This window comes from Phaeobacter gallaeciensis DSM 26640, from assembly GCF_000511385.1.
Taxonomy (GTDB): Bacteria; Pseudomonadota; Alphaproteobacteria; order Rhodobacterales; family Rhodobacteraceae; genus Phaeobacter; species Phaeobacter gallaeciensis.
In genome coordinates this window covers 906,326-929,206 of the sequence record NC_023137.1, presented here as the reverse complement: position 1 = coordinate 929,206, position 22,881 = coordinate 906,326, and the positions used below count along the sequence as shown (strand labels likewise).

Annotated in this window: 23 protein-coding genes; 10 read left to right on the top strand and 13 right to left on the bottom strand. The window is 59.0% G+C overall.

Annotated elements, in window-relative coordinates:
• The first annotated feature begins 173 nt into the window (after positions 1 to 173).
• On the top strand, positions 174 to 950 hold the full coding sequence (locus tag GAL_RS04475) for a Hint domain-containing protein (RefSeq protein ID WP_024096393.1): 777 nt from the start codon (positions 174 to 176) through the stop codon (positions 948 to 950).
• 100 nt (positions 951 to 1,050) lie between these two features.
• On the opposite strand, the gene GAL_RS04470 is transcribed toward GAL_RS04475, so the two are convergent.
• Complete coding sequence (locus tag GAL_RS04470; protein ID WP_024096392.1) at positions 1,051 to 1,551, bottom strand: Lrp/AsnC family transcriptional regulator; 501 nt, start codon at positions 1,549 to 1,551, stop codon at positions 1,051 to 1,053.
• Between the two features lie 242 nt (positions 1,552 to 1,793).
• On the opposite strand from GAL_RS04470, the gene trxB reads away from it, so the two are divergent.
• The 3 genes from trxB (at position 1,794) to GAL_RS04455 (ending at position 5,336) form a co-directional block, all read left to right on the top strand.
• A complete protein-coding gene (gene trxB, locus GAL_RS04465) occupies positions 1,794 to 2,735 on the top strand; it encodes a thioredoxin-disulfide reductase (protein WP_024096391.1) in 942 nt (313 codons plus the stop codon).
• Between the two features lie 5 nt (positions 2,736 to 2,740).
• Positions 2,741 to 3,076 carry a ribonuclease E inhibitor RraB gene (locus tag GAL_RS04460; RefSeq protein WP_024096390.1) on the top strand — a complete coding sequence of 112 codons (336 nt, stop codon included), beginning with the start codon at positions 2,741 to 2,743 and terminating at the stop codon, positions 3,074 to 3,076.
• 184 nt (positions 3,077 to 3,260) lie between these two features.
• A complete protein-coding gene (locus GAL_RS04455) occupies positions 3,261 to 5,336 on the top strand; it encodes a bifunctional sulfate adenylyltransferase/adenylylsulfate kinase (protein WP_024096389.1) in 2,076 nt (691 codons plus the stop codon).
• A 65-nt stretch (positions 5,337 to 5,401) separates the two neighbouring features.
• Here the strand turns inward: GAL_RS04455 and GAL_RS04450 are convergent, their stop codons facing one another.
• From GAL_RS04450 to GAL_RS04435, 4 genes are all read right to left on the bottom strand, one after another.
• A complete protein-coding gene (locus tag GAL_RS04450) occupies positions 5,402 to 6,262 on the bottom strand; it encodes a glycosyltransferase family 10 (fucosyltransferase) (protein WP_024096388.1) in 861 nt (286 codons plus the stop codon).
• An 18-nt stretch (positions 6,263 to 6,280) separates the two neighbouring features.
• Positions 6,281 to 7,162, bottom strand: a complete 882-nt coding sequence (locus GAL_RS04445; RefSeq protein ID WP_024096387.1) for a PhzF family phenazine biosynthesis protein — start codon at positions 7,160 to 7,162, stop codon at positions 6,281 to 6,283.
• 249 nt (positions 7,163 to 7,411) lie between these two features.
• The gene (locus GAL_RS04440) at positions 7,412 to 7,636 is read right to left on the bottom strand and encodes a DUF1150 family protein (RefSeq protein ID WP_024096386.1); all 225 of its coding nucleotides are present in this window, start codon (positions 7,634 to 7,636) and stop codon (positions 7,412 to 7,414) included.
• A gap of 5 nt (positions 7,637 to 7,641) precedes the next feature.
• Positions 7,642 to 8,055 (bottom strand): Hsp20 family protein, encoded by a 414-nt coding sequence (locus GAL_RS04435; protein WP_024096385.1) that lies wholly within the window; start codon positions 8,053 to 8,055, stop codon positions 7,642 to 7,644.
• Positions 8,056 to 8,233: 178 nt separating this feature from the next.
• Between GAL_RS04435 and GAL_RS04430 the strand changes: the two genes are divergently transcribed.
• From GAL_RS04430 to GAL_RS04420, 3 genes are all read left to right on the top strand, one after another.
• Complete coding sequence (locus GAL_RS04430; protein ID WP_014875389.1) at positions 8,234 to 8,458, top strand: YdcH family protein; 225 nt, start codon at positions 8,234 to 8,236, stop codon at positions 8,456 to 8,458.
• A 129-nt stretch (positions 8,459 to 8,587) separates the two neighbouring features.
• Positions 8,588 to 9,088, top strand: a complete 501-nt coding sequence (purE, locus tag GAL_RS04425) for a 5-(carboxyamino)imidazole ribonucleotide mutase (protein WP_024096384.1) — start codon at positions 8,588 to 8,590, stop codon at positions 9,086 to 9,088.
• Entirely contained in the window at positions 9,081 to 10,169 is a 1,089-nt protein-coding gene (locus GAL_RS04420; RefSeq protein WP_024096383.1) for a 5-(carboxyamino)imidazole ribonucleotide synthase, read from the top strand. Before purE ends, GAL_RS04420 begins: the two co-directional genes overlap by 8 nt.
• A gap of 165 nt (positions 10,170 to 10,334) precedes the next feature.
• Here the strand turns inward: GAL_RS04420 and GAL_RS04415 are convergent, their stop codons facing one another.
• The 7 genes from GAL_RS04415 to GAL_RS04385 form a co-directional block, all read right to left on the bottom strand.
• Positions 10,335 to 11,483: an alpha-D-ribose 1-methylphosphonate 5-triphosphate diphosphatase gene (locus tag GAL_RS04415; RefSeq protein ID WP_024096382.1), complete on the bottom strand. Its 1,149-nt coding sequence runs from the start codon at positions 11,481 to 11,483 to the stop codon at positions 10,335 to 10,337.
• Positions 11,480 to 12,298, bottom strand: a complete 819-nt coding sequence (locus tag GAL_RS04410) for a lipase family protein (RefSeq protein WP_024096381.1) — start codon at positions 12,296 to 12,298, stop codon at positions 11,480 to 11,482. Before GAL_RS04410 ends, GAL_RS04415 begins: the two co-directional genes overlap by 4 nt.
• 101 nt (positions 12,299 to 12,399) lie before the next feature.
• Positions 12,400 to 13,281 (bottom strand): DMT family transporter, encoded by an 882-nt coding sequence (locus GAL_RS04405; protein ID WP_024096380.1) that lies wholly within the window; start codon positions 13,279 to 13,281, stop codon positions 12,400 to 12,402.
• A 94-nt stretch (positions 13,282 to 13,375) separates the two neighbouring features.
• Positions 13,376 to 14,269, bottom strand: coding sequence for an HNH endonuclease (locus tag GAL_RS04400; RefSeq protein ID WP_024096379.1), 894 nt, complete (start codon positions 14,267 to 14,269; stop codon positions 13,376 to 13,378).
• A gap of 251 nt (positions 14,270 to 14,520) precedes the next feature.
• Positions 14,521 to 16,173 carry a chaperonin GroEL gene (gene groL / locus GAL_RS04395; protein ID WP_024096378.1) on the bottom strand — a complete coding sequence of 551 codons (1,653 nt, stop codon included), beginning with the start codon at positions 16,171 to 16,173 and terminating at the stop codon, positions 14,521 to 14,523.
• 74 nt (positions 16,174 to 16,247) lie between these two features.
• Positions 16,248 to 16,535: a co-chaperone GroES gene (locus GAL_RS04390; protein ID WP_024096377.1), complete on the bottom strand. Its 288-nt coding sequence runs from the start codon at positions 16,533 to 16,535 to the stop codon at positions 16,248 to 16,250.
• A 181-nt stretch (positions 16,536 to 16,716) separates the two neighbouring features.
• On the bottom strand, positions 16,717 to 17,427 hold the full coding sequence (locus GAL_RS04385) for a DUF2161 domain-containing phosphodiesterase (RefSeq protein ID WP_024096376.1): 711 nt from the start codon (positions 17,425 to 17,427) through the stop codon (positions 16,717 to 16,719).
• Positions 17,428 to 17,625: 198 nt separating this feature from the next.
• Between GAL_RS04385 and GAL_RS04380 the strand changes: the two genes are divergently transcribed.
• The gene (locus tag GAL_RS04380; RefSeq protein ID WP_024096375.1) at positions 17,626 to 18,546 is read left to right on the top strand and encodes a manganese-dependent inorganic pyrophosphatase; all 921 of its coding nucleotides are present in this window, start codon (positions 17,626 to 17,628) and stop codon (positions 18,544 to 18,546) included.
• A gap of 689 nt (positions 18,547 to 19,235) precedes the next feature.
• Here the strand turns inward: GAL_RS04380 and GAL_RS04375 are convergent.
• Positions 19,236 to 21,086 (bottom strand): methyl-accepting chemotaxis protein, encoded by a 1,851-nt coding sequence (locus tag GAL_RS04375; RefSeq protein ID WP_244462727.1) that lies wholly within the window; start codon positions 21,084 to 21,086, stop codon positions 19,236 to 19,238.
• Between the two features lie 256 nt (positions 21,087 to 21,342).
• Between GAL_RS04375 and GAL_RS04370 the strand changes: the two genes are divergently transcribed.
• Positions 21,343 to 22,218, top strand: coding sequence for a TIGR01459 family HAD-type hydrolase (locus GAL_RS04370; RefSeq protein ID WP_024096373.1), 876 nt, complete (start codon positions 21,343 to 21,345; stop codon positions 22,216 to 22,218).
• 142 nt (positions 22,219 to 22,360) lie between these two features.
• On the top strand, positions 22,361 to 22,804 hold the full coding sequence (locus tag GAL_RS04365) for a MaoC family dehydratase (protein ID WP_024096372.1): 444 nt from the start codon (positions 22,361 to 22,363) through the stop codon (positions 22,802 to 22,804).
• Positions 22,805 to 22,881 lie beyond the last annotated feature (77 nt).

The following is a 22,881-nucleotide window of genomic DNA, read 5'->3' as shown; positions in this document are numbered from 1 at the left end:
GGCCTCTGCCCAAGCGGGACCCGCCGCGATTACCTGCCCTGCTGGGCGCATACCCCGAACCGTGCGTATTGCGGGCGGGACGTCCGGCAGGGGTCAAACGGCTTTGGCGCGCTTTCTGCTCATCGCGCCGTCGAAGTCGACGTCTGTACAGTCATGAGAGAGGCAAGTTAGCCATGACCATACCTCAGTCGCTGCGCCGCGCAGCTGCCAATGCGGTCGAAGCGAACGCCCTGTTGAAAGATCCAGCCGCCCAGCGCGGCGGTGCGCGGCCTCAGCTGCGCCGTTATGACGTCTGCAGTCTGTTGCCCAATGGATCCATCGCCGAAACCCGCCATGTGGCCCCTTCGCTACCACTGTTTGAGGAGGCCTTTACTGCCTTTTGCCGCGGCTCGCTGATCGAAACTTCCCAAGGCCCCATCGCCATCGAGGATCTGCTGCCGGGTGACGAACTGATTACCTTCGACGGAGACCGGCAGCCACTACTGTGGAAAGGCTGCACCAGCCTAATCCCCTCCCGCAGCGGCCAGAGCGGGCGCAGCCATCGGCTGACAAGCTTTACCGCCGATAGCCTGGGCGAGGCAAAACCAATGTCAACGGTTGTCGCGGGTCCGGCGGCGCGCCTGCTGCAGCGCGCACCGCTTCCCGGTCTTCAGCTGGAAAACGGCGCCTCTCTGATCCCGGTACAGCAGTACCACGACGGCATGAGCATTGTGGAAACCGCGCCCCCGACGGCAGTGGATCTCTACCATATCTGCCTGCCCCGGCACGCAGTGATCAATGTCGGCGGTCTGCCGTTTGAGACCTATCATCCGGGTCCCGATGCGTTGAAATTGGTGAGCCATGCAATCCGCACACTCTATCTCAACCTGTTTTCTCACGTTGAGTCGATTTCGGGCTTTGGCGCGCTGGCCTATCCCCGCGTCGCCCCCTCAGACCCTGATATGGTCTGAGGTCCATCTTCGCGCAGCAAGAATGTTAAAACCCTACGCAAAAGGCGCCCGCTTGCAGGGCGCCCTTTTTCATACTCGCAACTAGGGCTATCGGCCTTGGTTAGGCCTCACGGGCAAGACGCTGCTCCAGAACGTCAAACGGCACACCCGGCTCATCCTTGGCGCCACGGATGACCAGCGATGTCTTGACGCTTGCCACATTTGGAGTGGTCAGCAGATCACTGGTCAGAAAGCTCTGGAACGTGCTGAGATCGGGGGAGACGCACTTCAGGATGAAATCCACCTCACCGTTCAGCATATGGCACTCGCGCACCAGCGGCCATTCCCGGCATTTTGCTTCAAACGCGCTCAGCTCTGCCTCGGCCTGACTCTCCAGCCCCACCATGGCGAAAACCTGCACCTCGAACCCCAGTTCGCGGGCATTAACTTCAGCGTGATAGCCCCGGATCAACCCCGCCTCCTCAAGCGAGCGCACCCGGCGCAGGCAGGGGGGCGCGGAAATACCGACACGCTTGGCCAGCTCAACATTGGTCATGCGACCGTCGGCCTGCAATTCCGACAAAATCTTGCGATCAATCGGATCAAGGCGTGTTGTGACCATCTGGAAGCTCCTGTTGAAATTTCCGTTTGTTATACCAGCATCCAAAGCACACGCAATATTATTTCAGTTGCGCGCAACAATATTTGCCAATGATAAGATGAAACCTCAGCATCTTAGTAAAACCGCTGAGGTCGGGACCGCCCGTCTTCGCCCAAGCCAGGGCTTTAAGACGTCGCCGGGTGCAGTTATATGCATTGCCTGACGGCGGCAAGACCGCCCTATTCATCTATTGGGGAAATGAGATGAGCGACACGCGCCACACCAAGGTTCTGATCATCGGGTCCGGCCCGGCTGGCTACACTGCCGGCGTCTATGCCAGCCGCGCCATGCTGGAGCCGATCCTGGTTCAGGGCATCGAGCCGGGTGGCCAGCTGACCACCACCACCGAGGTTGAGAACTGGCCCGGCGATACCGAGGTTCAAGGCCCGGATCTGATGGTGCGGATGCAGGACCACGCAAAGGCGATGGGCACCGAAATCATCGGGGACATCATTACCGACCTCGACACCTCCTCGCGCCCGTTTGTGGCCAAGGGCGACAGTGGCACCACCTATACCGCGGATGCGGTGATCCTCGCCACCGGTGCACGTGCGAAATGGCTGGGCCTGCCGTCTGAGGAAAAATTCAAGGGCTTTGGCGTCTCCGCCTGCGCCACCTGCGATGGTTTCTTCTATCGCGGTCAGGAAATCGTCGTGATCGGTGGTGGCAACACCGCCGTGGAAGAGGCACTGTTCCTGACCAATTTCGCCTCAAAGGTCACGCTGATTCATCGCCGGGATGAGCTGCGCGCAGAAAAGATCCTGCAAGACCGCCTGATGAAGAACCCGAAGATCGAGCCGCTGTGGTTCCACCAGCTGGAAGAAGTGGTCGGCACCGAGAACCCGCTGGGTGTTGAAGCGGTACGGGTGAAGAACGTCAAAACCGACGAGATCACCGAGATCCCCTGCAAGGGTGTCTTTGTCGCTATTGGCCATGCTCCGGCGACCGAACTGGTGAAGGATGTGCTGGAAACCCACAACGGTGGCTATGTGAAGGTGACCCCCGGCACCACTGAGACCTCAGTCCCCGGCATTTTTGCCGCTGGCGACCTGACCGATCACAAGTATCGCCAGGCTGTTACCTCAGCGGGCATGGGCTGCATGGCCGCGCTGGATGCCGAACGCTTTCTGGCAGAACAGGAGTGAGCGCCGTGGCGCATGATTTTGACACCCAGAAGGCCGAGACATTCTCGGCCTTCTCCGATTTGCAGGCCGGAGGTGATCTGCCGTTTGAGGCCGATCTGGACCTGTTCTTTGTGGCTGGCGCAGGCGATAAAGAGTGGATGCCGCTGGCCGAAGCGCTGGCCGATCTGGGGTTTCATACCCAATGGGCCGAGGCTGAAGGCGACGAACCTGCAACGCTCATTGCGACGATGCCGGATCAGATCCTGTCAGCCTCCGCGATCTGGATGGTCGAAGAGGTGGCAACCCGCGTCGCGATTGATCACGGCTTTCAACCCGATGGCTGGGGGTTTGCAGAGGGCTAACCCCTGCCCGTCCCAGACAGTCAAATCCCTGTTCCCAAGCAGGGATCGCATTAGACCGCCCGTTCCGCTTGCGTTGCAATTTGGGAACGGCGGTCTTTTTCACTCAAAGCGTAGTGGTTTTGCCTTTGCTGCGACTGCAAAGCGTGAGATTTGTTCACGCATGAACACACCTTGAGTCGACCCGATGCCAGCCTCCCCCACCACCCCAAGCCATGAGGACGAAGATCTACTCTTTCGTATCCTCAGCCAGCTCGACAAGGCGCCTGACGCCTCGCAGCGGGCCACGGCGGCGGCTGTGGGCATCTCTCTGGGTCGGCTCAATGCGCAGCTGCGTGCGGCTGCTGAGGCGGGGCTTGTCAAGGTCAGCGCACGCGCCGGCCCGGACAAGCGCCAACGCTTTGCCTATGCCCTCACCACCCGCGGTGCCGCCGAGAAGATCCGGCTCACCGATCAATTTCTCACCCGCAAGTTCGCTGAATATGATGCGCTGCATGCGGAACTCACCGGAACCACCAGTGGCCTCGTCCCATTTAAGTACAGGACCAAGTTGATGCAAAATAACCTTGCCCCCATCCCGGAGCTTTACGTCTCCTATGACTCCGCACAAAAGCTGAAGGTCGAAGCCGCAGAGCTGAAAAGCCACGACCTGAGACCGCGCCAGATCTGCGATCTGGAGCTGCTGATGAACGGTGGCTTCAACCCTCTGAAGGGTTTTCTGAACGAAGAAGACTACAACAGCGTCGTCGACACCATGCGGCTAGCCGATGGCACCCTGTGGCCGATGCCGATCACGCTGGATGTCTCTGAGGACTTCGCCGCCTCGCTGGAGATTGGCGAGGATATCGCGCTGCGCGATCAGGAAGGTGTGATCCTCGGCACCATGACTGTGACCGACCGCTGGGAGCCGAATAAATCGCACGAAGCCGAGAAGGTTTTTGGCGCCGATGACGACGCCCATCCGGCGGTAAACTATCTGCACAACACCGCAGGTAAGATCTATCTCGGTGGTCCCGTGACCGGCATCCAGCAGCCCGTTCATTATGATTTCCGTGGTCGTCGCGACACCCCGAACGAGCTGCGCGCCTATTTCCGCAAGCTGGGCTGGCGCCGTATCGTGGCCTTCCAAACCCGCAACCCGCTGCACCGCGCGCATCAGGAACTGACCTTCCGCGCCGCGCGTGAGGCTCAGGCCAATCTGCTGATCCACCCGGTTGTTGGCATGACCAAGCCCGGCGATGTTGATCACTTCACCCGCGTGCGCTGCTATGAGGCCGTTCTGGACAAATACCCGGCCGCCACCACCTCCATGTCGCTGCTCAATCTGGCAATGCGCATGGCAGGCCCGCGCGAGGCGGTCTGGCACGGGTTGATCCGCAAGAACCACGGCTGCACCCATTTCATCGTTGGTCGTGATCACGCAGGCCCCGGCAAGAACTCCGCCGGCGAGGATTTCTACGGAGCCTATGACGCACAGGACCTGTTCCGTGAGCATCAGGAAGAAATCGGCATCGAAATGGTCGACTTCAAGCACATGGTCTATGTGCAGGAGCGCGCCCAGTATGAGCCGAATGACGAGATCGAAGATCGCGACAACGTCACCATCCTGAATATCTCTGGCACAGAACTGCGCCGCCGTCTGGCCGAAGGTCTGGAAATTCCTGAGTGGTTCTCCTTCCCTGAGGTGGTGAACGAGCTGCGCAAAACCAAGCCGCCGCGCTCCAAACAGGGTTTCACCGTGTTCTTCACCGGCTTCTCCGGCTCTGGCAAATCCACCATTGCCAACGCTCTTATGGTCAAGCTGATGGAGATGGGCGGCCGTCCGGTCACCCTTCTGGATGGCGACATCGTGCGGAAAAACCTCAGCTCCGAGCTGGGCTTTTCCAAGGAGCACCGCGACCTCAACATCCGTCGCATCGGCTATGTGGCGTCTGAGATCACCAAGAACGGCGGTATCGCGATTTGTGCGCCGATTGCGCCTTACGCCACCACCCGTCGCGCCGTGCGCGAAGATGTGGAACAGTTCGGCGCCTTCCTTGAGGTGCATGTTGCCACCTCGATCGAGGAATGTGAGCGCCGGGACCGCAAGGGCCTCTACAAACTGGCCCGTGAAGGCAAGATCAAGGAATTCACCGGGATCTCCGACCCTTATGATGTACCAGCCGACCCGGAGCTGCGTGTCGAGACCGAGAATGTCGACGTCGACAACTGCGCCCATCAGGTTCTGCTGAAGCTGGAAAACATGGGGCTGATTGCAGGCTAATCCTGCCAACAGACACTGAAAAGGCCGCCTAGTTGGGCGGCCTTTTTCGTCGCAGCGGTGTAGTTTTATAGACTGTCCAAAAGGGCCTTCGCCGCACGCTGTTCGATGCTGCCATACCGCGCGGCCTCCGACTTGATTGCCCGAAGCGCGGGCAGACGCGCGGCATAATCCCCCTCGGATATCATTGCGATGGCAGCGCGTAGCTCTTCCGCCGAGGCGCAGATCATCATGCCAGTCGGATCAAGAAAATCGCTGATATTCGGACACCCCCAGTAGATAGGCACCGTTTCACAGAGGATGGCATCGATAAGTTTTTCGGAGAAGTAATTGCGCTCCTGCACATTCTCAATCACCACACTGTACCGATAGGGCGCAAGCCCGTCGGACTTTGCCTCAAAGGGCTGGTATCCGCGCCCCAAGATGGCGGCCTCGGGCTTTGTACTTTGCAGATGATCTACGATCTCATGGCGCAGCTTATGGCCGGGATGGTCGCGTTTGGCCGAAGCGATAACCGAAAGATCCGCGCATTTCTCCACGGTCAGATCCAGCCAGTCCGGCACCCAGGTGGTGCCAAAGGGGAGAAACACGCCATTGCCGATCCGACCCAGCAGATCCTGGTCATAGCTGAACACCCGGAAAAAGCGGCGGCACGTCCAGGGCAACAGTCGATGATGCAGCGCCGACATGATCTTCGGCTCCATCACCATCATGGACACCTGCGCACGACAGGGCCACCGCCATTGCATGTGCATGGCCGTTTTGGCCCAGACAATCAGATGATCCTGCGCTGTCAGGTCTGCGACCTGCCCGCCGCCCAGCGCCTCAGGGCAGCCGAGTGGCCAATGCAGGGTGGAGAGGTCACGCTTGGCAAAGTTGCGGGTCAGTCTGGTCCCATAAGGCACCACCGCAATCGCAGGTTCCCGCATCAGGTTCCGGCCTTTCTTTCAGCTGACGTCAGGCAAATCGAGAGTGCCGCGCATCAGCACATAGCCCCGGCCCGCCACACGGATGCCGCTGGGGGCATCCGCCGGACCCACCCGGGTTACGACGGCTTGCCCCGGACGGCCAAGGCCGTGACCTTGTTCCGCGATGAAGCGATCCGGCTCCATCAGCCCATGATGCCAGAGATAGGCCGCCATCGCCCCGGTTGCCGAACCGGTGAAAGGGTCTTCGGGCGGACTGGGCGGCGCCATCAGCAGCCGTGAAAACGTATCCCCCTCCGCCGTGGCGCCGTCCAAAGTCACCAGAAATGGCTCCATCATGTCGATGCCATCAGCGCCCATTGCCTCCCCCAATCGGGTAAGCGCCGGAATATCTAGCTGGGCTGCCTCCAGCGACGCCCGGTCCCGCAGCACAGTGATGCAAAAGGGCAGACCGGTCGAAACCTTCTGCGGACGGCCGATAATGGAATCAACCGGCAGCGACACCGCCGCCGACACAAGTGCAGGGTCTGCGAAGGCACCGAATTCTGGCGCGACCTGTGTCATTTCGATGAGACCATCGGCAGTGGTGACCCGAACCAGCCCGGCACCTGTTTCCAATGTGATCGCATCCCCGGTCATCAGCCCGCGATCCCGCAGCGCCGCAACGGTCGCAATGGTCGGATGGCCCGCAAAGGGAATCTCTCGGCTGGCCAGAAAATAGCGAACCCGCAGATCGGCAACATCAGATGGTCCGGTAAACGTACATTCTACCAGCGAGGTTTCCCGCACATAGGCCATGCAGGTCTCATCGCTCAGTTCCGCACCACCATGCACAACCGCACAGCCATTACCGCCAAAGGCCCGCGCGGAAAACGCATCGACCCAATCGAAATCGTAGCGCATGCCTCTCTCCCGCAATCAATCCCGTCACCTCCAAGCAAGACCACGCCGATGACCGTATCGCAAGGGGCATTTACTTGGAGGTTCCGATATAGCGCTGCTCATGAGAACGTATTGATTTTCGGCACTATCATCAGGCCCGAGTGCCTTCACAAACATGAAAAAGGGCGCCACGAGGGCGCCCGACCGATGAACTGCAGCAAGGTTGTCAACAGCGATACCGCTCTCGCCCCCTGCCCCTCAGCGATGATGTCAGTGCACAGGCACCGGTGCATAATCATGTTGCCGCGCCAGCACAAAAGCCATCTTGCGGTCACTGACCAAGGCCAACTGCTCCCCCGCGGCATCATGCACCGCATAGAGCTGTGTGCGCCCGTCAGCGCCGGCCTGAACCTCAGCAGGGAGATCGGCCACATCAACGGCCTTCACGTAGACAATACGGCTGTCCACATCGTTGAATTGATAGGCTGTATGCATATGTCTTACCCCTTCTTGATGTTGATTGTCTGAACCACGGTTTCCGGTCGCGCCCGGGTCAGATCGACGTGCAGCAGCCCGTTTTCCATGACCGCCTCGCCAACTTCGACACCATCCGCCAATACAAACATGCGCTGAAATTGGCGCGCGGCAATACCCCGGTGCAAAAACACACGGCCATCGCTGTCATCGCTCTGCCGACCCCGGATGACCAATTGCCGGTCCTCCACGGTGATCGCCAGATCTGCCTCGCCGAAACCGGCCACGGCCAGCGTGATGCGATAGGAATGATCTGAGGTTTGTTCAATATTGTAAGGGGGGTAGCCTTCATTCCCGGACTTGGCCGAGCGTTCCAGAAGGCGTTCCAATTGCTCAAATCCCAACATATGCGGATACGAGCCGAGTGTGAGTTTAGACACAGGTTTCGTCCTTGATTCTAAAGCGACGTATGGTGGCGGCCCCATTATGGCGACCGCTTTCCTAAGAATATGGGTGTTTTATGCGTTTTCACAAGCCCAAGGCACCGCAGCGCTGGCGCAAAAGCCCCTAAAAGCGTAATATTCGCCAAGTCTTAACCCGCCAGCAGCCGAGTCGCCAATGAACGCACCAACCGATATCTCCATGAAAACCGATGATGTTTTACAGGTGGAGCTGGAGGTGTTTCGCAGGCAACACCGCGATCTGGACGAGGCAATCACCGCCCTGCAGGACCGTGGCACCAGTGACCAACTGACCATTCAGCGGCTGAAGAAGCAGAAGCTGATCCTGAAGGACAAAATCGCGCTGATCGAAGACCGGCTGACACCGGATATCATCGCCTGATCCCGACCTCTAAACACTGCGCCCCAAAGGGTTCATTGCCGCATTGCGTGATGCACAGGGTTCTCTATAGTGCGCGCTTCCTCCAACCCAGCGGGTTCGCAGGCCCGCGGCATGACAGGATCTGAGCCTATGCCAGAGCACACCGCCGACATCAAAGTGGGCATCATCATGGGCAGCCAGTCGGATTGGCCCACTATGAAAGAGGCCGCCACCCTCCTGGATGACCTGGGCATTCCTTATGAAGCCAAGATTGTCTCGGCCCACCGTACCCCCGACCGGCTGTGGAGCTACGGCAAATCCGCTGCCGACCGCGGCTTGCAGGTGATTATCGCAGGCGCCGGTGGTGCCGCCCACCTGCCCGGCATGGTCGCCTCCAAAACCCGCGTGCCCGTGGTTGGCGTGCCGGTGCAGACCCGCGCCCTCTCCGGTGTCGATTCGCTCTATTCCATCGTGCAGATGCCCAAGGGATTTCCCGTGGCGACCATGGCCATCGGTGCCGCCGGGGCGGCCAATGCCGGCCTGATGGCAGCTGGTATTCTGGCACTGCAGGACGCAGATCTCGCCCAACGCCTCGACGACTGGCGCGCCGCACTCTCCGCCTCCATTCCCGAGGAACCTGTCGATGACTGACCTGTCTGAGAACGCTCTGAAACCCGGCGCTATTGTCGGCATCCTCGGTGGTGGTCAGCTGGGGCGGATGCTCTCGGTCGCGGCCTCGCGTCTCGGGTTCAGAACACATATCTTTGAACCCAGCGCCAATCCGCCCGCCGCCGATGTCGCCCATCAGGTTACAACCGCCAGCTATGAAGATGCCGATGCACTGGCCGCCTTCGCCGCCTCCGTAGATGTCATCACCTATGAGTTTGAAAACATCCCGACCTCGGCGCTTGATCTGCTGGAAACACTGAAGCCGATCCGCCCTGGCCGCGAGGCACTGCGCATCAGTCAGGACCGCCTGACCGAGAAGACCTTTCTGCAGGATCTCGGTCTGACCACTGCGCCCTTCGCCGATATCTCTGATCAGGCCAGTCTCGACGCAGCGCTGACACAGATCGGCGCCCCGTCGATCCTGAAGACCCGCCGTTTTGGTTATGACGGCAAGGGGCAGGCCCGCATCAAAACGCCTGAAGACGCGACCGACGCACTGGCTGCCATGGCAGGCGCGCCCTCGATCCTTGAGGGGTTTGTGAATTTCAGCCATGAGGTCTCAGTCATAGCAGCCCGGGGCGTCAGCGGGGAAATCGCCTGTTTTGATCCCGGTGAGAACATCCACCGCGACGGTATCCTGCATACCACAACCGTTCCTGCCCGGCTTAGTGCGGGGCAACGTATGGATGCGGTGCTGATGGCAGGCAAAATCCTGAATGCGCTGGAATATGTCGGTGTGCTTGGGGTCGAGTTGTTCGTCACACCTCAAGGGTTGATCGTAAACGAGATCGCCCCCCGTGTTCATAACTCCGGCCATTGGACCCAAAACGGCTGCGCCATTGATCAGTTCGAGCAGCATATACGCGCAGTTGCAGGCTGGAGCCTTGGCGATGGGCAGCGGCATAGCGATGTTGTGATGGAGAATCTGATTGGTGCAGATATGGACCGGGTGCCGGAGCTCGCGCGCGAAGCAAACGCCGCACTCCATCTCTATGGCAAGGCCGAGGCAAAGCCAGGACGCAAGATGGGCCATGTGAACCGGGTGCAAAAACCGCAGACTTGAAGTGCGGGGCTGAGGTATTGGAACGCTTCCCCAAACCCTGGGGACCGTCTTGGCCAACAATACACCAAAAGACGCGGCAGGTCGGTAAAAGCGGCCCCGCCGGTTTTATGCGCGGCACTGAGGGCCCTCCGTCCTGATGGGCCGCGCTCCCCTCCTTGACCACAATCAGGTGAGGAATCTGGCGGCCACATCGCCGCTCATATAGCTGACCCGCCCGCCCGAAAAAGTCGCCGCAATCTGTTTATCAGCGTCAAGGATCACCAGATCTGCGCGCAGCCCTGCGGTCAGGCGTCCCCGATCCCCAAGGCCGAGGATTTGCGCAGGTCCCTCCGACACCAGCCGCCAGGCGCCTGCCAAATCCAGCAGGCCGGAGCGCTCGAGCATCAACGCGGCCCGGCGCGGACTGGGGTAATGATAATCCGACGAAAGCGCATCGCACAGCCCCATGGTAATAAGATCCAGCGCTGAGGCATTGCCCTTATGGGAGCCGCCCCGCACCACATTGGGCGAGCCAAGGATAACAGCATCGCCAGCGGATTTGGCCGTCTCTGCGGCCTCCATCGTTTCCGGGAATTCCGAAATCCGTGCGCCGCGATTGCGCCAGGTGATGCGGTCCTCGGCGCTGTGGTCATCATGGCTGCCAAGACAGACTCCCGCAGATCCCAGCGTCGCAGCCAGCTTATCAAGTGCTGCGGGCACCTCTGGCCGCCGGGCATGCATATCCTTCAGCATCTGCCAATGAACGTCCGGATTGCGCCCTGCTTTCAGCGCCTGCCCGGTCAGGCGCGGCGGTTTTTTTCCCTGTGCCAACCGGTCATGCGGCAGATGGTCGTTAAACACCACATAAGGCACCTGCCATTGTGCAATCTGAGCGGGCAGATCATCATAGGCATCCAGTAGATGGATCTCAAAGCGCAGTTGTGGGATCAGATCCGTCACCACCCGGGGCCGAGCCGCCTTGATCCCGTCAAACACCTGACTCGCAAATTCCGGGCCGCGCAGCCCACCTTCCCAGGAATAGAACTGCGCCAGCACAGCGGTGGTGATGCCATTTGCGGCCAGTTCAGCCTCGGCTGCAATCACGCCCTCGGTCATCTGCTTCATGGCCCCACGACGCGGCGCCAGATGGCGTTCAAATCCGTCGCCGTGCAAATCCACGATGCCGGGCAATATACGGTAGCCTGTCAGATCAATCGCCCGCCCGGCGCGCGCTGTCTGGATCTCACCTCCTGCGAAGGTCAGCTCGCCACCACGCTCTACGCCATCTGGGCGCAGCACATCCGCCCCGGTCAATGTCAGTTCGAGCGCGCTCATGGCTGTGCCTCCTCTGGCGGCTGGTTCCCGTCGTCACTGCACCGCCCTTCCGCGCAGGCCTCCTCAATCTGTCCCGTGATCGAGTCGAGCCACGTGATATCGGGATCAAAGCGCCCGGTGTCGAGAAAATGCAGCGCCTGCGCGATAACCTGAGGGTTGTTCATCATGAACGTATGGGTGACGGGCAGCACGATGTGATCTGCCATCCCCTCCAGATAGGTGCTCTCCACGGAGACTTTGCCATCATCTGCTCCCGGTATCATCGCCGAGAAAATCGGATTGAGAGACAGATCGCCGGCAATCACACCAACGGGAAAACTGGCCGGTGGCAACTGGTTGGGCAGGCTGTTTGCATCCGTCCCCAGCTGCAGGCCTGCCGGCCCGTTCAGAAGGCCAAACACCTCCCAGTCGCCCAGCTCATCCACCAGCTCACTGCCATGGTTGGGCGGAGCCAGCATGACCGTGCGACCCAGCGCGTCGGGCCGGTGGTTCTGAAGCCAGTGACGCAGCAGGATGGCTCCCATGGAATGGGTGACAAAGTGGATACGCTCACCTTCTGAGATGAGGGCCGTGCAGTGCTCCACCGCATCGGGCAATGTCTCGGCCGCAAGATCCGCCACCGCTTTGTCAGTCGAGGGGTAGCCGGGGGTAACAACCTTGACACCGCGCGCCTCAAGCACCTGCCCCATCACTGCCAGTGAGATTTCACTGCGGGCCAGCCCATGCAGCAGGATGGCGCAATCCGCGCGCGCCATGGCTGCGGAGAAACACAGAACAGCGCCCGCCAGCGCAGAGGGGATAAAAGAACGGATCATGGTGCTCGCGACCTCACTGGGATCATGGAACACTGCACATAGGGCCAAAGCGCTGCAACGGGAAGGGTGGACCGCAAAGGGGTCTCCTGTGACGCGACGTGTCAGCGCTCCGCAACCGTTTTGCTGCGCGCCGCCGTCCTGCGACCGGGAGCAGACAAGACAACCACGGCAATGCCGCCCAGGACAGTTGCCGACCCGATCACCAGCGGAACTGCGACAACCTCTCCCAGCAGTGCAGCACCTGCGAGGATTGCAATCACCGGTACGGACAATTGCACCGTTGCCGCCACTGCAGGCAACAATTTGGGGAGCACATGATACCACAGCGCATAGCCAAGTCCGGAAGTCACCGCCCCTGACAAGACCGCCAGAAGCACCCCTGTTCGCGTCACCACGATATCGCCACCAAACAGCAAGACCCCTGGCACCATCATCAGGGTTGCCCCAGCAAAGTTTACTGCCGTCGCCGCGAGCGGCGTCCTCGCCCCCCGCCCCAGCAAACTATACGCTGCCCAACCAAGCCCTCCCAAAGCCATCAACAACGACGCCCCCAGCGGCGCGGCGGATGCCCCATCGCCGGGCCAGACCACTACCGCAAGCCCTATCAGCGCAATCCCTGCCCCGCCGATCTGCCCCCGAGACACCGAGCTGCCCCTGAAACTCCCCCAGAGAAACATCGACACCTGCACAACACCAAACAGGATCAGGGCGCCAAGCCCCGCATCAAGATCCTGATAGGCCACGGAAAACCCGACGATGTAAATCGAAAGCGCCGCCGCGCCCCAGAGCGTCTGCCGCAGATCGCGCCGCATCGACAGCCCGCTGAACATACAAAGCGCGATCAGCGTCACCGCCCCGGAAAACAGCCGCAGCAAACCAAAGCTGGTGGCTTCCATATAGCCCCCACCAATGGCCAACCGGCCCAGAATGGAATTTGCAGCAAAGGCCACCATGGTGAGAGAGACGAGAAAAATCAGACGCATGCGCTAGGGCTACCCTGCCGGGATGCCCGGGACCACTGATATTTTTGTGTCCAGGCACCGGTTCAGAGCCTGCCCGTTCCCATAGCGAACGACGCTAGCCTTTAAACACATTTTCCCGATGCCATCGGAGATAGGATTTATGTGGTTTATATGCCTCGTTCTCAGGCTCGATCAAACGCCTGTCCGGCAGCAGCAAACGGTCAAGCACCGCCTTATCCGCCGCATTTTTGGCAACAAGCACTTCATTGCTATCGCTGATCGACAACAGCCCCCTGTCGAACATCCAATGTACTGTTCCCGACAGAGCCAAACCATTGCGCACAGTATCGGGACCACGTTCCGAGACCGGCACGATATGCGCTGCTTCCACCTCGGGCCGTCCGCCGCCATTGCGCAATTCCAGCCCTGACATTGAGCAGCGTCCGCCATAGGCATGTTTGACCTGCCTCGCAAAGCTACGGTCCCGGAAGGCCCGCTGGGACAGCAGCATCTCGCGCGGTTGGATCTGGGGTTCAAAGGGTGTCGGCGCCTCTGCAAAACCCGACTCAGCGACGACATCTCCGATTCTTGGAATGGCATTCGGCTCGTTCCGTGCCTCCAGCCCTGCGTTGATTATCCGCGCAAAATCGCCATCAGAAATCAATCGGACTGCGCTCGTATTACTGCCGCGCGATTTAGGCAGCCCAGTTTCAAACGGCCCCTGACCATCTACCCATCGGGGAACGAGATTTTCGAAAGACAACTCACTGCCGACGTCCAGCAGCGCGTATGCCATTTCCGGGTCGTTAAGGTCATTCTGAACCTGAAGCACGCGCTGAACAGCATGGTAGCCTCTTCCACCTCCGCGTCGTCCTTCGTAGAAAATCACCCAATCGCCAATGGTTTGTTCTACCCGACTCAAATAGTGTTTTTTCGGAAAGTGATATGCTTTGCCCGGCTGATCGTCATAATCTGAATGCGAAGATTGAATAAAAACGGCTTTGACCATGAGGGCGACTTTAGGCCGTCGTTTCGAAAACGAAAAGAGAGCAATGACAAGCAGATCATCGCTGCAATCACCTCTCCAAAAATACTCGCGTCGCAGGCAGGTCCGCAAGGCGGGCCTTCGCCGTCCAAAATGAAAAAGGGCCGCCCGAAGGCAGCCCAAATTCCTAACATCGTAAGCGGCGGACGTCTGGCAGATTGGCCTATCTGCTCAATCGCCTTTTGTCGCATCCCAAATCCCGGTGGGATTTGGGATTACATCATGCCGCCCATGCCGCCCATGCCGCCCATGTCGGGCATGCCGCCGCCTGCAGCCGCGCCTTCTTTGGCGGGCTTGTCAGCAACCATGGCTTCGGTGGTGATCAGGAGGCCAGCAACCGACGCCGCATCTTCCAGAGCGGTGCGGGTCACTTTGGCCGGGTCAATCACGCCGAAGGAGAACATGTCGCCATATTCATCGGTCTGGGCGTTGTAGCCGAAGCTGTTGTCTGCGGATTCGCGGATCTTGCCCGCAACCACAGCACCGTCCACACCTGCGTTTTCGGCGATCTGGCGCAGCGGCGCTTCGATGGCTTTACGCACGATGGTGATACCGGCGTTCTGATCAGAGTTCGCCCCCTCGAGGCCGTCCAGTGCCTTACCGCCCTGAACCAGAGCAACACCACCACCAACGATGACGCCTTCCTGCACAGCTGCGCGGGTTGCGTTCAGAGCATCGTCAACGCGGTCTTTGCGCTCTTTCACTTCCACTTCGGTCATACCACCGACGCGGATTACGGCAACACCGCCTGCCAGTTTGGCAACGCGCTCTTGCAGCTTCTCACGGTCGTAGTCGGATGTGGTTTCTTCGATCTGAGCGCGGATCTGAGCAACCCGTGCCTCAATCTCGGCCTTCTCGCCAGCACCGTCGACGATGGTGGTTTCGTCTTTGGTGATTTCGATTTTCTTGGCGGTACCCAGCATGTCCATGGTCACGGACTCAAGCTTCATGCCCAGATCTTCGGAGATCACCTGACCACCGGTCAGAATTGCGATGTCCTGCAGCATGGCTTTGCGGCGATCGCCGAAGCCCGGTGCTTTGACAGCAGCAATTTTCAGGCCGCCGCGCAGCTTGTTGACAACCAGAGTTGCCAGTGCTTCGCCTTCTACGTCTTCTGCAATGATCAGCAGCGGTTTCTGCGACTGGATTACCTGCTCCAGCAGCGGAACCATGGCTTGCAGCGAGGAGAGTTTCTTCTCGTGCAGCAGGATCATGCAGTCGTCGAGATCTGCAATCATCTTGTCAGGGTTGGTGACGAAGTAAGGCGACAGGTAGCCACGGTCGAACTGCATACCTTCGACAACAGTGGTCTCGGTTTCCAGACCCTTGTTTTCTTCGACGGTGATAACACCTTCGTTGCCGACTTTCTGCATCGCGTCTGCGATCTGACGGCCGATTTCAGCTTCGCCGTTGGCGGAGATGGTGCCAACCTGCGCAACTTCTTCGCTGTCTTTTACGTCACGGGCCGATGCTTTGATCGCTTCGACAACCTTGGTGGTCGCGAGGTCGATGCCGCGCTTCAGGTCCATCGGGTTCAGGCCAGCAGCAACCTGCTTCAGGCCTTCTTTTACGATGGCTTGTGCCAGCACGGTTGCGGTGGTGGTACCGTCACCAGCTTCGTCGTTGGTGCGGGAAGCAACTTCCTTCACCATCTGGGCGCCCATGTTTTCGAACTTGTCTTCCAGTTCGATTTCCTTCGCCACGGACACGCCGTCTTTGGTGATGCGCGGAGCGCCGAAGGATTTGTCGAGAACCACATTGCGGCCTTTGGGGCCCAGGGTCACTTTCACAGCGTCGGCCAGAATGTTGACGCCGTTCAGCATGCGGTTGCGGGCATCGGTGTCGAATTTGACGTCCTTAGCAGCCATTGTTCACTCTCCTAGAGAAAATCTGTAATTGTCAGCGAATGGGATCAGAGAAGGTGTCGGGAAAACCCGGCGTCTTACTCGATGATGCCCATGATGTCGCTTTCTTTCATCATCAGCAGCTCTTCGCCGTCGACGTTGACCTCAGTGCCTGACCATTTGCCGAACAGGATCTTGTCGCCAGCAGACACAGCCATCGCGATCAGCTCGCCGCTGTCCTTGCGTGCGCCTTCGCCGGTTGCGACGACAACGCCTTCGCTCGGCTTTTCCTTGGCGGAATCAGGAATGATCAGACCACCGGCGGTTTTTTCTTCGCTCTCGGTGCGACGGACCAGCACGCGGTCATGAAGCGGTTTCAATGCCATCTTTGTAGCTCCTTAAAGGCTCAAAGGTTGTTGTCTCGCCTCCTACTCCCCGCAGGAGGTGTTAGCACTCAACGCGTCTGAGTGCTAACGATGGAATAGCTAGGCAGGGTGCGCGCCCCTGTCAACAGGCTCGTGGGGAAATTTTGTGGCAATATTCTGGCGCGCCCATCACACGTCTCCGTCAGGCTGGATCAGACACAGGGCCTGCGACGCTGGCTGCCGCTATCGGCTCCCAGCTATGCGCCCAGTGAATCAGCCCGGCACGCCCCGCCTCTGTCAGCTGATAGATGCCGGTTTCCACCCGCTCAAACCAGCCATAGTGATTGCTCGCCATGATCCGCGTGGCTGTGGGGACACCGGCGCTCTTAGCAACGACGGCTCCTTTGCTCGGCCCGTGTTCGGCCAGATGGGCGGCGCAGCGCAGCGCATCCTGACGGTATGCGGTTACAATGCCGTGCCGTGTGGCGCCGCCTGCGTTGGGATCCCCCTGAAGGCGCTGGAATTCGCGCAGCAGTCGCGTCTGTTTTTTCGCCGACTTGCGCGGCGCATATGGCCCTGGATCGCACTGCACCTCGGTCCGCCCATCCGGCAGCACCGTAATCAACCCCAGCCCCAGACGCCGACACATCGACAAATTGTCCTTTAGCATTCGCCGCGCCTGACGGCCCGAGGGTTTGGGCACCGCGATATAAACCAGATCACTCAGGGCAAGCCGCGTGATCGCCTGATGAAACAAGGAGAGCGAAAACCGCAGTTTCAGCTCCACGATAACCGGCGGCTCATCACTGCGACAGGCGACCACATCAGCCGCACCGACCTCGCCTTTGACGGTGTAACCCTGGCTTTCGAACAGAGCCTTAACAGGCGGATAGAGCTGATCTTCGCGGTCCATGGCGCGATGGTAGCCCCGACCGCGCCGAAGGAAAAGCAGTTCGCCACCATCGCCTGCCTGTTGTCTCAGACCAGCCCTGAAGCGTAGGTCTGCACGAACAACATAGCGGCATTGATCAGACACCGGCCCGGGGTGACAAGTCCCCTCCCCATGCCTATAAGACGCGCAAAATTCCGGCACTTGCATAGGACACACGTCATGACCACCTTCGTCTTCGGCCATAAATCCCCTGATACCGACTCCACCGGCTCAGCGATCATCTGGTCTTGGTACCTCAACCAGATCAAATCTGTCGAAGCCGCGCCGAAACTGCTGGGCGAGCCCAACACCGAAGCGGCCTTCATGCTGCAGCACTGGGGGTTGGACAAGCCGGAGATCATTGCAGACGTCGCCGATGATCAGCCTGTCGTGATCGTCGACACCAACAATCCTGCCGAATTGCCCGCCAATATCAATGGCGCCGATATTCAAGCGATCATTGATCATCATAAACTGGTTGGCGGCCTTGAAACCAAAGGCCCTATCAACATCCGCATTGAGCCGGTCGCCTGCACCGCGACCATCATGTGGAAGATGATCGGCGCGGATCTGGCCCAGGCTCCGCGCGACATCAAAGGCGCGATGCTGACCTGCATCCTGAGTGACACGCTCGAATTCCGCTCCCCCACCACAACCCAGGAAGACAAGGCCGTGGCCTATAGCCTGGCCGAAGATCTGGGCGTGGACATTGCCGCCTATGCCGCAGAAATGTTTGCCGCGAAATCCGACGTGTCGGCCTTCTCCGACGCGGAACTGCTGCGGATGGATTCAAAGGAATATGCGGTCGAGGGCACCAAGTTCCGCGTCTCTGTTCTGGAAACCACCGCTCCCGCCGTTGTTCTGGATCGCAAGGCGTCGCTGATGGAGACCATGACAACCGTCGCAAACGAAGATGGCGTCGATCAGGTCCTGCTCTTCGTTGTGGATATCCTGAAAGAAGAGGCCACGCTGCTGGTCCCCAACGATCTGGTCCGCACCCTCGCCTCCAAAAGCTTTGACGCCACAGCCGAAGGCGATACCGTTGTTCTTCCTGGCGTGATGAGCCGTAAGAAACAGATCATCCCCAATCTGGCGATCTGAGGTCGCTGGATCTGAATGCGCCAGAGTTAAGGCGGCGGCCTACTGCTGCCGCAACCTGATTTAGACATGCGGAGCTTGTAACGAGCTCCGCATTTTTTGGTTTCCGAACGATCCCGCAGAGGGGGGCGCTGTCTAGCAGCGCTCCGCCGGATGTCCTCGCCGCGTCGAACACGTATGCCTAGGTTTGCCATGGGCGCATGGTTGGCAGGCGGCGTTTAAGGTCTGCAACGTCGCATGCCCTACCGGCGACCGGGCCAGCGCATCATGAGCCTGATATGCAATTATGCAACCAGATCAGAAACGGGCTGGCTTTACTTTTGCGCTGCACGGCTTGGCCTCATATGCCAACTGCGGCCGCGCCTAGCCTGCCTACAGCAACGCGCAAAACCTGCCATGACTGTCAAGCTGCCGACCAGCCCGCCGTGGCTCGGCAGGTTATATGGCCCGATAGAACCGCGCAGAATCTGTCGGCAGAGTACACCACGCGGTCACGAGGATCAGATACGCCCCTCCGGATTGCCGCAAAGCGCCATCCCAGGCCTCATATAGACGGGCCTCATCCTTACCACCCCGATGCTGCCCACCTTGATATCTACATCATGTGGAGCGCCTGTATCTGAAGATACTGTATCGCTAACGTTCGCAACCAAGGCACGCCATGTCTGCCGCGCGCCTTGGTCCAATCCGTATTATGCGAAATTGGCCACCGCATCGTCATCAGACCAGCCATCATCGCTCTCGGCGCCGCTCGCCGACGCAGCAGGATTTTGCGATGACGAACCTTGGCTGTTCCACTCATCAATGCCGTCCCCTGAAACGGACCCATGTGCGGAGACCTCATTGTAGTCTTCCCAACGTTCCTCATCTGGATGGCCTGCCTCGACCGCCGCTGCCGCGCGCTTTGCCGTAGAGGACCCGCCCTCGCCCCCGTCGGACGTCAGCAGGATAAATTGGCTGACAATCTGATTAAGTCCGTAGGTCTCACTGTTCATCTTTAGAATGGCCGCTCCGGATTCCTCAACCATCGCAGCATTCTGCTGGGTGACATTGTCCAGCTGAGCAACTCCGATATTGATCTCGTTCAACCCCTGGGCCTGTTCACCGGACTCCGAAGAGATCCCGGAAACCAAAGTCGCGATATTGACCACTTCGCCCACAACCTGCGAGAGGGCCTTACCAGCGCTATCGACTTTTTCAACGCCTTCCTCGACCGTTCTGGTGCTGGCTGTGATCAGTGTTTTGATTTCATTGGCCGCATCCGATGACCGTTGCGCCAATGCACGCACCTCGGAGGCCACGACTGCGAAGCCACGGCCAACCTCACCCGCTCGGGCGGCCTCAACACCTGCATTCAAGGCGAGCAGATTGGTCTGGAAGGCGATATCGTCAATAACGCCGATGATCTGGGATATCTGGCCCGAGGATCGCTCAATCTCATTCATCGCTTCGATTGCGCCTTCGACAACCCGGCCACTGTTCTCAACATCCTTGCGCGCGGAATCCACCGCACCTTCCACCGCTTTGGCGTTTTTCGCAGAGTTACTGACACTGACCGTCATCTCTTCCAGCGCAGCGGCTGTTTCTTCCAACGTGGCGGCCTGGCTTTCGGTGCGGGCAGACATATCCTCGGACCCGCTTCGGATTTCATCGGACTGGGCCTGTATAGCTGCACTCGCCTTGACCACCTGCGCCATGACCTCGTTCAGCTTATCCACAGTTTCGTTGTAGTTGATCCGCAGCGGATCATAATCGGAACCAAAGCTGTCGTTGATCTGATCGCTGAAATCGCCCGCCGCAAGCCGCTGCAGGCCCTGACGCAACCGGTCGATCACCTTTTCGCTTTCGCCTCGCAGCGCGTTCTGTTTTTCCAGCTCATCGATGACGCGTCCAGATACCCGGTCGATGTCATGGGCAATCTGACCAAAGTCATCTCCACGCATACGGGCTTCGACTTTCAGGCCAAAATCCCCTTCGGCGACTTCTCGCAAAGCCTCGCGCATGCGACCAATTGGGCGCACGATATTCAAGGTCATCTTGCGGGCGTTGTAGATCGTGATCAAGACGAGCAGGACAGATGTTCCCAACAGTGTATAGAGCAGCGCCATATCATGTGCACGCGCGGCATCGGCCGTTTCAATTGCTGCCTGCTCAATCCAATCGCTGAGGGGGTGTAGCTGTGTGTTCAACGCCTTGTAGCTCTCTTCGAACGCATCGAGGCCCGCTTCAGCTGCGACCCTATCCGTCATTGCCAACTCAGCCAGAGCCACACCTTGAGTCAAAAACGCGTCCATTTCGGGAGCCATTCCCTCAACCTGGGCAAGAGCTTTCGGTGGCAACGTGTCTCGTTTCAGCAATTCGACGTTGGTGCGTATTTCTTCACCGGCCTCCACAACCCTTGCACGCAACTCCTCTCGCTCAGCAGCTGTGGCGTGGTCACCCGCCAGCACAAGGTAGAGCACCTCTGCGTGCAGCTCCTCGTGTAACAGGTCAATTTTCAGCTCATGTCGCACCGTTTTGGTGACATCTATTTGACGTTCCAACTCCAGTTCACTCTGCCAAAGGCTGTAAACAGATATAAGAGCAAGCACCAAGATCGTAAAAACCGATACCGCCCCCGAGATCATAAACCGGGTTTTTGTGGAGATAGTTCGAAACATTACAGCACACCTCAGGGTTGAAACTCTTTCTCGTTCTACCCTTCGGTTGTTAAAAAACTGGAAATGGAGCCAATCTGGTCAAATACCGCACGCTCTGCCATAGCTTTATGCACCGGAAAATCACGCGAAAGATCAGCCCATGACTCAGATCATTTCCTCACTTGCAGAGGTCTCAAACCAATACAAAGCCCTGTTCGTCGATCTGTGGGGCTGCGTTCACAACGGGATCACAGCCTACCCCGAAGCGGTGGCAGCGCTGCAGGCCTATCGCAGGGACGGTGGGATCGTTGTGCTACTGACCAACTCCCCAAAACCCCGCGCCGGGGTCGCCTCCCAGTTGGGCGACTTTGGTGTGCCGGATGATGCCTATGACACCATTGCCACCTCCGGCGACTCCGCGCGAGCGGCGATGTTCAATGGTGCGGTCGGAAGCAAAGTCTATTTCATGGGCGAATGGGAGCGCGACGCCGGGTTCTTCGAACCATTGAAAATGCTGGACGATCCGCTTGATGTCATCCGAGTGCCGCTTAAGGAAGCTGAGGGCATCGTCTGCTGCGGCCCCTTTGACACCCAAGCAGACCCTGACGTGAACCGGCCCGACTTTCTCTATGCCAAGCAAATGGGCTTGAAGTTGCTCTGCGCGAACCCCGATATCGTGGTCGATCGTGGCGAAACCCGCGAATGGTGCGCCGGCGCGCTGGCGCGGCTTTATACCGAAATGGGTGGTGAGAGCCTGTATTTCGGCAAACCACATCCCCCGATCTATGATCTGGCGCGTCGCCGTCTCGCGGAACTGGGCCAAGACATCGCTGATCGCGACATTCTGGCGATCGGCGATGGGCCGCATACGGATGTCGCCGGCGCAATGGGGGAGGGTCTGGACTCACTGTTCATAACAGGTGGACTTGCCGCAAAAGAGACCCAAACCGATCACCAACCCGATAAAACCGCGCTAACCCAATATTTGAAAAAGGAAAATTCTGCACCGACCTATTCCATCGGCAAATTGCGCTAAGCCAGAAAACACTTGCCTTTCTGCAGTTGCGAAGTAATAAAGTTGCCGTAAAGAGTCTTTATTTGCCCGATTGTTTCCGCGTTGCGCCAACACTGCACGCTGGGACAATCGGCAGCAAACCTACGGCAACCGGGAGAGGCACATGTTGGACAATTTTCCACGCGGGACCATCTGCATTGAAGATATCGAAATGGGGATGGTCCGCTATCTGCGCAAAGAGGTGACAGATAAAGACATCGAGATGTTCGCCGAAGTCTCGACCGATCATAACCCTGTGCATCTGGATGAGGATTACGCTCAGGATACGATGTTTCAGGGGCGCATTGCCCATGGAATGCTGACAGCCGGGTTGATCTCTGCGGTCATCGGAGAACAGCTGCCCGGCCATGGCACCATCTACATGAGCCAGTCGCTGAAATTCCTCGCCCCTGTGCGCCCCGGCGATCTGGTTCTGGCCGAGGTCGAAGTCACTGGCATCGAAATCGACAAACGGCGGGTCAAGCTGGATTGCCGCTGCATGGTCGACGGCAAGAAGGTGTTGGTCGGTGAGGCCATGGTGATGGCGCCGTCCCGCAAGTTTGACTGAGCCAGGACGGCCCTGCAGCAACCGGCACCAACCCGCGGCATGGCTCTTGCAAGCGCGCGTCGGCGCGGCTAGGCAGT